The following is a 12991-nucleotide window of genomic DNA, read 5'->3' as shown; positions in this document are numbered from 1 at the left end:
CCGAGGGTGCCACCGATCTCTTCGCCTGGTCAGATGATGCAATGGGCCGCAAGGGGGCGGGGCACGAGGCATTGTCCCGCCTGGAGGACCGCCCCTTGGCCGACGAGGCCGCCATCCTCGAAGAGGAACTCGTCTACGGCGCGCTGCGCCGGGAGCATCTCTGGCAGCGCGTGGGGCTCACCGGCCTGATCTTCGGCGCCCTGGGGTGCCTCGCGGCCGCCGCGGTCTCGGTGCTCGATGTCGATCCCCCGCCCGTCGTGGTCCCCTATGATCCCGAGACCGGCGTTGCCCTGCCCGAGGCCTCGGTGGGTGCCACCACGGTGACGGAGAACCGCGCCGTCATCGAGGCGGAGGTTTTCCGCTACGTGACCGATCGCGAGGTCTACAACCAGCTCGACAACGATCTGCGCATCCGCTCCGTGCTCGGCCGTTCGGATCGCGCCGCCGAGGCCTCGCTCCGCGACCTCTGGACCTCCGCCTCCCCCGACTACCCCCCGAAGGTTTACGGACCCAACGCCCGCCTCGAAGTCGAGGTGCTCAGCATCAACCGGATCGGCGCGCGGCGCGCCACGGTCCGGCTCCGGAAACGCCTGACCTCGCTCAACGGTGTCCAGGCCGGCCTCTTCACCGCCACGCTCCTCTTCGAGTTCCGCCCCGAGACCCGCCGCACCATCGACGAGGTCTGGGCGAACCCCTTTGGCTTCACCGTCACCGAGTACGCGATCCGATCCGACAGGCTGGAGAATTGACCATGCGCCTCCCCTGCCCTTTCCTCTTCGGACTCCTGCTCCTGCCCACCCTTGCCGTTGCGGAGGCCATCCCGAGGAGCGGCCCGCATGACAGCCGCGTGCGCATCGCCACCTACCAGGAGGCCCAGGTCTACCGGCTCAGCGTCTCGCTCACCCATGTCTCGACGGTGGAGTTCGGCGCGGGCGAGACCATCCGCTCGATCATCGCCGGCGACACCGTGGGCTTCGAGATCGACGGCGTACCCGGGGGGCGGGCCTTTGCGATCAAGCCGCTCGCCCGCGGCATCCGGACCAACGTCACGGTCTACACCAACCGGCGGAGCTACTATTTCCACGTGACCGAGGTCTCGACCCCGACCTTCTACGTGGTCCAGTTCCGCTACCCCGGTGACGCGCGCCGGCCCGCGGGCGCCATCGCCCGCGCCGCCCCGAACGCGAACTACGCGGTCAGCGCGAAGACCGCCTTCACCCCGACACGGATCTGGGATGACGGCACGTTCACCTACTTTGCCTTCCTGCGGAACGCGCCGGTGCCGGCGATCTTCCGCCACGCCAGGGGTCGCGAGCGCACCGTCAATTCCGGGACCGTGGAGGACGGCGTCATCCGCGTCTCCGGCGTGAACCCGGAGTGGGTCCTTCGGCTCGGCGATGAGGTGGTCTGCGTCACCGCGACCTCGCCGCGGGGAGGTACCTCGTGAGCGACACGTCCAACCCCGATCTCGAACGCCGCCTGGCCGCCCTGGAACAGGGTTACCCGCGACAACGGACGGCCAAACCGCGCCAGCGGAGGCGGCTGGCCTTGCTCGTGGTTGCGTTGATCCTCACGGGCGGCGCAGTCCTGTATTTCGTCGCACGCTCCGGTGACGAGCTTTCCCTGCCGACGGCCACCCCAGACGAATTCCAGACCGAGGGCGACGGCTTCGGCGAGATCACCCCCCTCGACCCGCCCCCTGCTCCGGAGCCCGAGATCGTCCTCGTCGAACCCGCACCGGCCGAACCCAACGCCGAGCTGCTGGCGCAGATCGCCGCGTTGCAGGCCGAGATCGAGGCGTTGAAGACCGCCCCGGCCTCCGGTGTCGAGACCGATGACGCGGCCGCCGCTGCGATCGAGGCGCTGACAGCGCGGATCGCGGCCCTGCAGGCCGCCTCCGAGGCGGCCCAGACCGCGTTCCAGGACGAACTCGCCGCGCGCGACCGCGAGCTGCGGCAACTGCGCATGGACCTCGACCTCGCCCTGCTCGAGGCCCGGAAACCCGCCCCCGCCCCGACCGGTCCGAGCGAGGAGGAGCTGCGGGCGCGGGAGGAGGAAGCGCGCCGGCTGGCCGAGCTCGAACGCCGGGCGGCCGAGGAGCGGGCCTTCCAGGAGCGCCGGATCGGCTCGCCCCTCCTGGCCTTCGGCGGCACCGGCGGGGCGACTGCGGGAGAGACCGAGCTCACCGAGGCGATGTTCGACGCGGCGACCGATTTCGTGCTGAACGGCGCCAGGCCCACCGAGGTCACCCAGGCAGAGGTGATCGCCAACCCCTCGAACACTGTCGTCCAGGGCACGATGATCCAGGCGGTGATGGAGACCGCGCTCGACAGCTCCCTGCCCGGCCAGACCCGGGCGGTCATCTCCGAGGATGTCTTCAGCCATGACGGAACCCGGCTGCTCATCCCGCGCGGCGCCCGCCTCATCGGTCGCTACCGGGCCGGGGCCGAGATTGGCGCACGCCGCGTGACCATCGCTTGGGACCGGATCCTCCTGCCGTCGAACCAGGCGATCACGATCAGCGCCTTCGGCGGCGACTCCCTCGGGCGCTCCGGCGTCACCGGTCGGGTCGATACGCGCTTCGCCAAGCGCTTCGGCTCTGCTGCCCTGATCTCGATCCTCTCGGCCGCCCCGCGCATGGCTGCGGGCCAGGTCGGCGACGAGAATGCCGCCAGCGTCCTCGAGGATATTGGCGGTGATCTCAGCGATGCGACCGACAGCGTCATCGGTGACTACCTCTCCCTCGGGCCGGTCATCCGGGTCGACCCCGGTGCACGTGTCACCGTGATGGTCGACCGCGACCTGGAGATCTTCTGAGCCATGACCCTTTCCTACCTTCAAACTTCGCTCGACCGGCTGCAGGACGCAGGCAGAGAGGACGTGATCGAGATCTGCATCAACCCCGACGGCAGCTGCTGGGGAGAGTTCCAGGGCGATCGCTTCATGCAAGCGCTGGACCAGCGGCTCAGCCCGACCGAGCTGCGCGACCTCGGCAACCAGATCGCGTCGTCGGCGAACACCACCATGAGCAAGGATCGGCCCATCATCTCGGTCTCCATTGCCTACAAAAATCGCCCGATCCGGGCCCAGGTCGTGACCCCGCCCGCCGTGCTGTCGGGGATGTCGATCTCGCTCAGGTTTTTCTCCAGTCTGCCGCTCGAGCGGATCGAGCTCGGCTTCCTCTATGGCAAGGAGCGCCGGCTCGAGCTTCTGCGCCAGGAGAAGACCCGGGCCCTGCGCAACCTCGTCGCCGAGGGCGACATCCACGCCGCCCTCGCCTTCTGTGTCGAGAACAAGCTCAACATGATCGTCTCCGGGGGCACCTCGACCGGCAAGACGGTCGCCGCCCGCAAGATCCTCTCCCAAGTGGGCGCCGAGGAGCGGGTGGTCACGATCGAGGATGCCGCCGAGTTGCTGCCCGTCCAGCCCAACGCCGTCACGCTCATCGCCAACCGCGATGCACCCTTCCAGACGGCCGATGTGCTCCTGACCGCCACCCTGCGCATGCGGCCCGACCGGATCGTCCTCGGCGAGGTGCGCGGCAAGGAGGCAATGACCTTCCTCGAGGCGATCAACACCGGCCATGGCGGCTCGATGACCACGCTCCACGCCGAGACGCCCCAGCTGGCGGTCCAGCGCCTCGCCATCGCCGCCCTCAAGACCGAGATCCCGATGACCTACCGCGACATGATCCACTACATCAAGAACTCTATCGACGTGATCATCCAGGCCGGCCGCCACGAGGGTGCCCGCGGCATCACCGAGTTCTACCTGCCCGGAACCGAACCCAGCGGAGGCAAGACCCATGAAGCAGTTTGAGTACGACATCGTCTTCTTCGAGGTGAGGAAACGGAAGGATTACGCCGAGATGCGGCGCGGCCTCAACGTACATGGGGCGAATGGGTGGGAAGTGATTTCAGTGGAGCCCAGCGGTGAGGGATACACACTTTTCCTGAAGCGAGAGATCGAGGAGCGCCAAGAAGAGACCACGCCATGATCCGTACGACCGCCCTGCCCTGCCTGTTCATCCTCATCTCGGCGCTCGCAGCTGACGCCGAAAGCAACTTTGCCCCGACGTTCGGAGACCAAGCTGAAATGTGTCCGGACCAACCGGATGAGCCACAGTGGATGCGAGAACTGCCTGTTCGCGACGCGCACAAGCGGCTGCTGGTCCAGCAGATCTATCGGGCAGAGAGCATGCAGCGCATCGTCGACGCGCAGGACTGCGGCTGCCCCACGCGCTATCCACCATGGGACGCGGTAGAGGCCCTCTACTTTGAAGGCTACGCGGCTGCCGAATACCGGGAAGTCCTCGAGGTGACCTCGGCGCATCGACGCAAGGCAAACGCGCTTCGCCTGGCAGCGATGGCGATCTGCCGGGCGGCCGGGAACTGGTAAGGCCAAGCTCCCATGACCATCGTCGCCTATATCGTGGAAACTGCCGAAAGCTACCTCGAGACCGCCGCGGAAACGCAATTCGGAGCCGTTGCCGCGACCGTCGGGACCATGCTCGTGCTGGGCACGACCCTCGTGGTCATGCTGGTCTGTCTCAACATGATCTACCAGGTGCGCTCTATGGATGGCCGATCGGCTTTCTGGCTTGCGGCAAAGATCGGGCTCATAGGTGTTTTCGCGACCAACTGGGTGCAGTTCAATGCGCTGTCTGCGGCGATCCTCAGCGGGATCGACAGCATCGCGGGCTCGCTGGTCGCCTCTGTCGGAGGTGGCACGCCGGGACCTTCGGGGACGTTCGCGGAGGAGTTCGATCAGCTCATCGAGGCGCTCGGAGACTACCTGAATGCGGCCGGCGCCGAGCTGAACTGGATGGCAGGTGCGATGCTGGACACGCTCGGAATCCTGTTGCTTGCGATCCTGGGCGGTCTCGCCGCCTTCATCGTCGTCGCCTCCCGGCTGATGATCACCCTGCTGATCAGCATGGCCCCGGTAATGATCTTCCTCACCCTCTTCGAGGTCACCAAGGATTACTTCGCGCGTTGGCTCTCGGCGCTCATCTCCTTCGCCATCTACCCGATCGTGATCGCAGGCGTCTTCGCCACCATCACTGGGGTGTCGCGCGCGCTCCTTGCGGAGCTGGGCGACCCCGAAGGCGCATCGAACATCGGTGCCCTCCTCCCGTTCTTCATGATGGTGCTCATGGCCAAAGGCTTTCTCTGCGCGACGCCCTTCATTGTCCGGTCGATCTCCGGGAACATCATGATGCCGGCCCTGTCTGCTGGCCTGGGGGGTGGGTACGCCTTCGCCCGCGGGCTCTCAGGAAGCCGACAGGTCTACAATCGCTATGTCGTGGGCAGTGCGAGTGGCGTTGAGTACGCTGCGCTCAGAACGCGGCAAATGCTCGGGGTTCAGGCGTTACCAGTTCGACAAGAGTCGCCGGGTGCATCTGCGCCGAACGCGGCCAATAACTCTCCCGGAGTCGGTCGTCAAATGTTGGCGCAGTTGGCTAGGCTTGGGCGGTTGGGTAGGCGGTAGCCCGTACGCCCCCGCCCAGAAGGTTTATTATGTAATATATTGGCAGTATCAATCAGCTTTCCTTCGCTAATCAGCAATCCAAGCTTGACCTTCCAGTTGCTGGAAGCCCCATCTTAGGAATTGGCATCATTTCGGAGGGCTAGAGCATGATACAGGTAACAGAACCGCACCCGCGAGAGCGGTCATCCGATCAGGCCAAGGATCCAGTTTGCGGCATGTCCGTCACTATGTCTCCGCAGGCCCGTCAGGCGGATTATGACGGTGAAACCTTCTACTTCTGCTCCGATAAGTGCCAGACCAGGTTCGAGGCCGATCCGATCTACTATGCCTCAGGTACGGCATCGGATCACAGCATGACCCCGAAAGCCGGAACTCAGTACACCTGCCCAATGCACCCCGAGATAGTTCGTGACGAGCCCGGCGCCTGTCCGATCTGCGGCATGGCGCTTGAACCGATGGTGCCGTCGGATGAACCCAGCGAAGAACTGACCGACTTTACCCGCCGGATGTGGATCAGTGCCGCCGCAGCCGTTCCTCTGGTTATCCTGACTATGGGGGAGCTGGTCGGTTTGCCGGTCCGGGACTTGATCGGACATCGGCTGGCGACATACATCGAGTTCCTGCTGGCGACGCCTATCGTGTTGTGGGCAGCGAAGCCGTTTTTCGTGCGGGGATGGGCGTCGATCGTGAACCGCTCGCCCAACATGTGGACGCTGATCGCGCTTGGTGTCGGCGCGGCCTACATCTATTCGCTGGTCGCCACATTCCTTCCGGGCGTGTTTCCGGAGGCTTACCGGATGGGCGCGGGAGTCGGCACCTATTTTGAAGCCGCCGTCGTTATCATCACTCTGATTTTCGTCGGACAGGTTTTGGAATTGCGGGCGCGGGAACGGACCGGCGATGCCATCCGGGCACTGCTCGATCTGGCCCCGAAAACGGCGCGGCGCATCCTGCCCGACGGCACGGAATATGACGCGCCGCTGGAAAACATTGTGGAGGGCGACCGGTTGCGGGTGCGCCCCGGCGACGCGGTCCCCGTCGATGCCAAGGTCGTCGACGGCACGTCATCCATCGACGAGAGCATGATCACTGGCGAGCCGTTGCCGGTCGAAAAAGGTCCGGGCGATACGGTCACTGGCGGCACAATCAATAAGAACGGCTCCCTTGTCATAGAAGCCGCTCGTGTAGGTGCCGACACGATGCTGAGCCAGATCGTCGAGATGGTCGCGAACGCGCGGCGATCCCGCGCACCGATCCAGGGGCTTGCGGACAAGGTTTCTTCCTATTTCGTGCCGACCGTTGTCGTGGTCGCCATCCTTTCCTTCGCCGCTTGGCTCGGCTTCGGGCCCGAACCTGCGCTCGTCTTTGCCATCGCCTCGGCGGTGTCAGTGCTGATCATCGCCTGCCCCTGTGCATTGGGCCTTGCGACGCCGATCTCGATCACGACGGCTGCAGGGCGCGGTGCACAGGCGGGTGTCCTGATCAAGGATGCCGAAGCGCTGGAACGCATGGCCAAGGTCGATACGCTGATCGTCGATAAGACCGGCACCCTGACCGAAGGCAAGCCGAAGCTGACCGATGTGAACGCTCTGGGCGACGAGACCGAAGAAACCATTCTGAGCCTCGCGGCTGCCTTGGAAAAAGGCTCTGAGCACCCGCTGGCAGAGGCCATCGTCGAAGGCGCGAAAGAGAGAGGTATCAAAGTCGGCAATGCCGAGAACTTCGAAGCCGTGACCGGCAAGGGTGTGAGCGGAACCGTCTCGGGCCACGCCGTCGCGCTTGGTAACACCGCGATGATGCGCGACATGTCCCTCGACACCTCCGCAGCAGAGGAGGCGGCAGACGTTCTGCGCAGCGAAGGCAAGACGGCCATGTTCGTGGCCATAGAAGGAAAACTGTCCGGCATCGTCGCCGTCGCCGACCCGATCAAGGAAACGACGGCCGAGGTCATCAAGGAACTGCACGAGGCGGGCCTGCGGATAATCATGGCTACGGGGGATAACGAACGCACTGCAAGGGCCGTGGCGCAGCTCCTCGGCATCGACGAGGTCCGGGCTGGAGTTCTGCCGGAAGACAAGAAGGCGCTGGTGGACGAGCTGCACGCGAATGGCAAAAAGGTCGCCATGGCCGGCGATGGTGTCAACGATGCACCGGCTCTGGCCGCAGCGGACGTCGGCCTGGCCATGGGCACGGGTGCGGACGTGGCGGTTGAAAGCGCGGGCATCACTCTCTTGAGCGGCGATCTGAACGGTATCGTCAAGGCACGGACGCTGGCCGTGGCGACGATCGGTAACATACGCCAGAACCTGTTCTGGGCCTTTGCCTACAACACGCTCGGTGTGCCCTTAGCTGCGGGCGTGCTCTACCCGGCATTCGGGCTGTTGATGTCGCCCATGTTCGCCGCCGCCGCAATGAGCCTCTCGTCGGTCTCGGTCATCGCGAACGCGCTCAGACTACGGCGATTGAGGCTTTAGACGATCCGCGTATTGAACGTGAAGCTGGACGATACTTCCATTTCAGCAAAACGTGTGTTGCTGCATGAGGTTGCTGACCTTTGCCACTGGAAGCGTTCACTGAGAAAGCCGGAAAGACGAGCGCAAGGGCGCATGTGCAGGTTATCAGGAAATTCATAATGCTCGGCTACCTCCGTAGCGCTTGATTTAATTGCCTCAAAGCGTTGGGGCCGGGCATGTACGCCTCGGCCCCAAGGTCAGTCTTCACTTCATCTGCGTGACAGTAAGCTTGCCCTTGACCCGGTCGGCAACAAACTCGATGTCCTGACCTTCTGCCATCTTGGCCATTATCGCTTCGTCCGCGCGGAATACCATCGTCATCGCGGGCATATCGAGGTTGACCAGAGGGCCGTGGATGATTGTGACCTTGCCGGCCTTGGCGTCGATCTTCTTTATGGTCCCGCTCGTGTATTCCACGTCAGCCTGAGCTATCTGGTCCCCCACCGAGACCGCACGGTGCATGCCGGATTCGTAGTGACCCGGGATCAGGCACGCGGCTTCGAACGTACCAGCATTCGCGAACGTCCAGACGACCTCGCCCGTGGCACCCGGATCAAGACGGATACGGTTCGGGTCGTCGTGTTCCATGTCCATCTTGGCCATTTCGATCTTGTGCTCGGCGTTATTTTCCAGCGTGTCGAGAACAAACTCGTGTTCCAGCTCACCCTTGTTCGTGATGTTGAAGCGTATGGTTTCACCCTGCTTGATGGTCATCTCCTCACTCTCGATCAGCATTTCGCCTTCGTCGTTTTCAAGCAGGGTTACATCAATCGTCCGGTCGACTTTTGCCGTATGGCCGGGCATACCGACGGCCATTTTGGCATGACCAACGTCAGCGAAAGCCCCCGTTGAAGCGAAAAGGACGAGAGAGGTGCTCAGAAGAAGTTTTTTCATTTGGTTTTCCTTTAGGTTTGGTTTGGTTGGAGTCGACGAAGGGCCGTTCAGCCCTTCGAGTTTGGTTTTGGTGTGAGAATGGTCTTGGGACTGTTGTTCGAGGCGAACTCGGGCAATTCGCCAGTCCATTCGTAGGCCATCTCGCCCGGAGGATTTTCGTACCAGCCGGGATCGGAGTAATCGTCCGCGTCGATGCCGTCCCGCACCTTTACGACCGAAAACATGCCGCCCATCTCGATGGGGCCGTAGGGCCCCCAACCCGTCATCATCGGGATCGTGTTGTCAGGCAGCGGCATTTCCATTTTCGCCATGTCCCCCATGCCGGACATGCCCATGGGCATGTATTCCGGCTGGAACTGACGGATCTTCTGGGTCAGCGGCTTCTTGTTGACCCCGATGAACGTCGGCACATCGTGACCCATGGCATTCATCGTGTGGTGCGACTTGTGGCAGTGAATCGCCCAGTCACCCAGATGGTCTGCGACGAACTCATAGGCGCGCATCGCGCCCACGGGGATGTCGATGCTGACCTCCGGCCATTGCGCTTCTGGCGGCACCCAGCCACCATCCGTGCAGGTGACCTTGAAGTCATAGCCGTGCATGTGGATCGGGTGGTTTGTCATCGTGAGGTTGCCGACGCGTACTCGCACCTTGTCGCCCTTGTTCACGACCAGCGGATCGATGTCGGGGAAGATCCGACTGTTCCACGTCCACAGGTTGAAGTCCGTCATCGTCATGATGCGGGGCACGTATGTGCCGGGATCGATGTCAAAGGCATTCAGCATGATCAGAAAATCGCGATCCACCGGCATGAAGGTGGGATCCTTGGGATGGACCACGAACATACCCATCATCCCCATCGCCATCTGCGCCATTTCGTCGCCATGGGGGTGGTACATGAACGTGCCGGACTTCACCAAGTCGAATTCGTAGACAAACGTTTTCCCTGGCGGGATGCTGGGATGACTTAACCCGGAGACCCCATCCATGCCCGAGGGCAGGATGAGCCCGTGCCAATGCACCGTGGTGCCTTCCGGCAGCTTGTTGGTAACGTAGATGCGGACCCGGTCGCCTTCGACTGCTTCGATCGTTGGACCGGTGGACTGGCCGTTGTAACCCCACAAATGCGCGATCATGCCGTCTGCAAGTTCGCGCTCTACCGGTTCGGCCAAGAGGTGAAATTCCTTGACCCCGTTGTTCATCCGGTGCGGCAGGGTCCACCCGTTCAGCGTGACCACAGGTGTGTAGTCCGGTCCTGACGACGGACGCGCCGTAATCGCCGTTGCAGCACTGTCCATCTGCGCGGCTTCGGGTAGGCCCATATTCAGGGTTTGACCCCAGGCTTTTGAAGAGATCAACGTTGCGCCTGCGGCACCGGCTCCGAGTAATTGACGTCTATTCAACATGTCAGTTCCTTTCAGTGTCCTGCGCCGCCACCGGCGGCAAGCGTTGCGCCATCTCCACCAGCACCATCACCGCCTTCGCCGCCGCCATAGATCGCGGCGGTCAGATCGGCCTGTGCCATATAGAATTCGCGTTTTGCATTTGCCGCTTCCAGGGATGCGCCAAGTTTCTCGCGCACATCAGTCAGCAACTCGAAAGTGTTGGTGATCATGCCGTTGTAGGACAGCAAACCCTCTTCTTCGACGGTGGTGCGTAGCGGCACCAGAACGTCGCGGTAGTGGCGTGCGATTTTGTATGCGGCATGATAAGAGGCTTCAGCACCGCGCGCTTCAGACCGGACGTTCACGGCCTTCTCTGCGAGCACGTTGGCCGCTTGAAGATAAGTCAACTCCGCTTTGCGCATCCGGGCCTTGCCGGTGTCGTAGATCGGGATCGCGAACTCCACTTCCACCTGAGGTAAAGCCTTGGTTTCAATGTCGCCATTGCCGCCAACTTCACGCTCGAACTCGGCTCCAGCAACGATCTCCAGATCGCTGACAATGCGGGTCTGATCGGTCAGTCCAAACGCCTTGGCCTGCGCTTCCAGGCCAAGTTTGGCAACACGCAGATCCACCCGGTTTCTTAGCGCCTTGGCCTCGATGTCGGTCACACGGCCGACAGAACGCGGCAGTGCAGGAAGTGCATCTGGCACATAGTAATCGACTTCGGTGCCCCAGAGGCCCATCAACCTGGTCAAAGTCTCCTTGGACCGAGTGGCGTTCAATCGTGCCTGTGCAAGTTGCCCCGCCAGTTCGGCATTGAATGCCTGTTCGCGGGCCTGCCCAGCTTTGTTGAGTGCGCCGGTCTCGCCCAACCTCATCGCCAGTTCAGAGCCGGCGTCAGAGGTCGCTTTCGCGCGCCGCAGATAGCTCACTGCCTCGAAGGCGGCGACTGCATCGACCCATGCCTTTCGCGTCTGATTGGCCAGCGCAAGTGTGTCGTTCACGGCATTGAGCTGAGCCTGCCGGAAGCTTGCATCAGCAATGGCCATGCGCTGTTTGCGCGTGGTGGCATCGAGGACGTTCGACCGGATCAGCCCTTCGATCGCTCTGTAGGCACCGAGCTCAGGCGCACCGATTCCCAAAACACCAATTGATACGATCGGGTTTTCCGGCGTCGATTGCTGCCAAGCCTCAGCGGCCGACAGGCCAACATTGGCGTAAGACGCTTGCAGACCTTTATTGTTCAGGAGCGCGACCTGAACGGCGGTGTCCGCCGAAATGGTCTTGCGATGCACCATCGCATGCACCTGCTCTTTCAAAGCCTCGTTTTCGGCCTGGGTTTCGGCGAAGGCCGTCCGTTTGCCGATGGCCGGTGTGACTTGGCTGGAAATGTTGGCGAAGCCGGCTTTCGGTTCCGTGTAGATGCCCGGTACAGCGGTTGCGCAGGCACCCAAAATTAGCGGAAAGCCGAATAGCAGAGGAAATTTCGATAGCCGCATCAGTTGCCCTCCGTCTGCTCTTGATTGACGGAACGCCAATCACGGGGACCCGTCGGACCACGATAGGTGTAGCCAGCCAATGGATCTTGATAGCTGATCGGAGACGAAACGGTCGCGTTGACGACAGCCTGTTGTGTCGCAACGGAGAGCAAAGGGGTAGGCTCATAGGCGCATGCGCCAAGCCCGAGGGCCGAAGCCCCCATAAGTAGATGAATTTTCATGAAGGTAACCTGATTGATGAACGATGTCTCACGCAGAGTCTGCGCAAGGCTCACACCCGGATTGGGCGCCGTTTCAGATCAGGAATCGAGGGGGCCGCAGAAACCCTGATGTTTCGACGGAATGCGTCTGACCGCTCAGAGTCATATATTCTTTCGCAGCAATAGGATCCGGGAATACCAAGTCTGCGTCTGGAATGACGACAGAAATGCATATTCCGTTACAACACTGAGTTGATTGATGCTCTGTTTCACCAATGTCGGAGGATATGTCATCCACGTCAACTGTCGCCGGGTGTTTCATGTGGTCGGCGTGGATATCAGTTCCCTGACCAACTGTCGGTTCGCTGAGAAGGGCGCTGATCGATCCAGAATGCTGACCATCATGCATTTCCGAGGCCGCGTGTGCCGCAGAAGGTGGAGACAGAGCCAATGCCAACGCAAAAGCGAAGCAAGTGAGGAATTTCACCCATACCGAAGTGGCGACACGCATTCTCATGAACGGAAACTTGGACGTTTTGACAAATTAGTCAACGCTTACAGCGCGGGAAGGTTTGGCACATTCTAGCGAGGCAGGCGAATTCTCGCTGCGAGCGCTCAAAACTGTTGCGCAATAGATACATAGCAACGTTCACCAGTCAGACAGAAGACGCGAAAATGGTAGTGAGTACTTCAGTAATGACTGGAAGTGCCGGGACTAACTCAGTCTTTGCGATCCGTAGCCCGCATCGTGAATCGCTGCCTTCAGAGCGCTTTCATCCAATGCGCTATCTACCTCGACGGAACGCGCAGTCAGGTCACAGGTGACAGTCGCGTGTGGGTCTATCGTCACAATGGCCTTCTCTATCGACGCGGTGCAATGTCCGCAGTTCATGTCCGGCACGCTGAACCTGATCATCACGATCTCCTTCTTACTGCTGCCATCTAGGCCGTCCCCCTATGGGAAGGTCAATGCCCGAAAAAATTCCTCGATGCATCTGTTGACCTTCCAG

Annotated in this window: 13 protein-coding genes; 8 read left to right on the top strand and 5 right to left on the bottom strand. The window is 61.9% G+C overall.

The features are described 5' to 3' along the window. Positions 1-95: 95 nt before the first annotated feature. The 8 genes from GTH22_RS21390 to GTH22_RS21355 all read left to right on the top strand — a co-directional run bounded on the left by GTH22_RS21390 (position 96) and on the right by GTH22_RS21355 (position 7964). Complete coding sequence (locus tag GTH22_RS21390; protein WP_252947865.1) at positions 96-749, top strand: virB8 family protein; 654 nt, start codon at positions 96-98, stop codon at positions 747-749. Positions 750-751: 2 nt separating this feature from the next. Beyond that, complete coding sequence (locus GTH22_RS21385) at positions 752-1447, top strand: TrbG/VirB9 family P-type conjugative transfer protein (RefSeq protein ID WP_252947756.1); 696 nt, start codon at positions 752-754, stop codon at positions 1445-1447. Continuing rightward, positions 1444-2817 carry a TrbI/VirB10 family protein gene (locus GTH22_RS21380; protein WP_252947755.1) on the top strand — a complete coding sequence of 458 codons (1374 nt, stop codon included), beginning with the start codon at positions 1444-1446 and terminating at the stop codon, positions 2815-2817. Before GTH22_RS21385 ends, GTH22_RS21380 begins: the two co-directional genes overlap by 4 nt. Positions 2818-2820: 3 nt before the next feature. Then, on the top strand, positions 2821-3819 hold the full coding sequence (locus GTH22_RS21375) for an ATPase, T2SS/T4P/T4SS family (RefSeq protein WP_252947754.1): 999 nt from the start codon (positions 2821-2823) through the stop codon (positions 3817-3819). Next, positions 3806-3997 carry a hypothetical protein gene (locus GTH22_RS21370; protein WP_252947753.1) on the top strand — a complete coding sequence of 64 codons (192 nt, stop codon included), beginning with the start codon at positions 3806-3808 and terminating at the stop codon, positions 3995-3997. Before GTH22_RS21375 ends, GTH22_RS21370 begins: the two co-directional genes overlap by 14 nt. After that, positions 3994-4398 (top strand): hypothetical protein, encoded by a 405-nt coding sequence (locus tag GTH22_RS21365; protein ID WP_252947752.1) that lies wholly within the window; start codon positions 3994-3996, stop codon positions 4396-4398. Before GTH22_RS21370 ends, GTH22_RS21365 begins: the two co-directional genes overlap by 4 nt. Positions 4399-4410: 12 nt before the next feature. Then, positions 4411-5490, top strand: a complete 1080-nt coding sequence (locus GTH22_RS21360) for a type IV secretion system protein (RefSeq protein WP_252947751.1) — start codon at positions 4411-4413, stop codon at positions 5488-5490. Positions 5491-5717: 227 nt separating this feature from the next. Beyond that, complete coding sequence (locus GTH22_RS21355; RefSeq protein ID WP_252947750.1) at positions 5718-7964, top strand: heavy metal translocating P-type ATPase; 2247 nt, start codon at positions 5718-5720, stop codon at positions 7962-7964. Positions 7965-8207: 243 nt separating this feature from the next. On the opposite strand, the gene GTH22_RS21350 is transcribed toward GTH22_RS21355, so the two are convergent. The 5 genes from GTH22_RS21350 to GTH22_RS21330 all read right to left on the bottom strand — a co-directional run bounded on the left by GTH22_RS21350 (position 8208) and on the right by GTH22_RS21330 (position 12897). Beyond that, positions 8208-8897, bottom strand: coding sequence for a copper-binding protein (locus tag GTH22_RS21350; protein ID WP_252947749.1), 690 nt, complete (start codon positions 8895-8897; stop codon positions 8208-8210). A gap of 47 nt (positions 8898-8944) precedes the next feature. Then, a complete protein-coding gene (locus tag GTH22_RS21345; protein ID WP_252947748.1) occupies positions 8945-10303 on the bottom strand; it encodes a multicopper oxidase family protein in 1359 nt (452 codons plus the stop codon). Positions 10304-10314: 11 nt separating this feature from the next. After that, the gene (locus tag GTH22_RS21340) at positions 10315-11781 is read right to left on the bottom strand and encodes a TolC family protein (protein ID WP_252947747.1); all 1467 of its coding nucleotides are present in this window, start codon (positions 11779-11781) and stop codon (positions 10315-10317) included. A 294-nt stretch (positions 11782-12075) separates the two neighbouring features. Then, positions 12076-12498 (bottom strand): hypothetical protein, encoded by a 423-nt coding sequence (locus GTH22_RS21335; protein WP_252947746.1) that lies wholly within the window; start codon positions 12496-12498, stop codon positions 12076-12078. Positions 12499-12696: 198 nt separating this feature from the next. Next, positions 12697-12897, bottom strand: coding sequence for a heavy-metal-associated domain-containing protein (locus GTH22_RS21330; protein ID WP_009815466.1), 201 nt, complete (start codon positions 12895-12897; stop codon positions 12697-12699). Positions 12898-12991: the final 94 nt, after the last annotated feature.

The sequence above is a fragment of the Oceanicola sp. 502str15 genome (genome assembly GCF_024105635.1).
GTDB lineage: Bacteria > Pseudomonadota > Alphaproteobacteria > Rhodobacterales > Rhodobacteraceae > Vannielia.
The sequence above is the reverse complement of the archived record's forward strand: the minus strand, read 5'-3'. Positions and strand labels throughout refer to the sequence as shown.

Excerpts from the sequence above, each read along its gene's own strand:
- GTH22_RS21370 (WP_252947753.1), top strand. The coding sequence starts at position 3,806 with ATGAAGCAGTTTGAGTACGACATCGTCTTCTTCGAGGTGAGGAAACGG.
- GTH22_RS21385 (WP_252947756.1), top strand. The coding sequence starts at position 752 with ATGCGCCTCCCCTGCCCTTTCCTCTTCGGACTCCTGCTCCTGCCCACC.
- GTH22_RS21335 (WP_252947746.1), bottom strand. The coding sequence starts at position 12,498 with ATGAGAATGCGTGTCGCCACTTCGGTATGGGTGAAATTCCTCACTTGC.
- GTH22_RS21365 (WP_252947752.1), top strand. The coding sequence starts at position 3,994 with ATGATCCGTACGACCGCCCTGCCCTGCCTGTTCATCCTCATCTCGGCG.
- GTH22_RS21340 (WP_252947747.1), bottom strand. The coding sequence starts at position 11,781 with ATGCGGCTATCGAAATTTCCTCTGCTATTCGGCTTTCCGCTAATTTTG.
- GTH22_RS21360 (WP_252947751.1), top strand. The coding sequence starts at position 4,411 with ATGACCATCGTCGCCTATATCGTGGAAACTGCCGAAAGCTACCTCGAG.
- GTH22_RS21350 (WP_252947749.1), bottom strand. The coding sequence starts at position 8,897 with ATGAAAAAACTTCTTCTGAGCACCTCTCTCGTCCTTTTCGCTTCAACG.
- GTH22_RS21355 (WP_252947750.1), top strand. The coding sequence starts at position 5,718 with ATGTCTCCGCAGGCCCGTCAGGCGGATTATGACGGTGAAACCTTCTAC.
- GTH22_RS21375 (WP_252947754.1), top strand. The coding sequence starts at position 2,821 with ATGACCCTTTCCTACCTTCAAACTTCGCTCGACCGGCTGCAGGACGCA.
- GTH22_RS21330 (WP_009815466.1), bottom strand. The coding sequence starts at position 12,897 with ATGATCAGGTTCAGCGTGCCGGACATGAACTGCGGACATTGCACCGCG.
- GTH22_RS21345 (WP_252947748.1), bottom strand. The coding sequence starts at position 10,303 with ATGTTGAATAGACGTCAATTACTCGGAGCCGGTGCCGCAGGCGCAACG.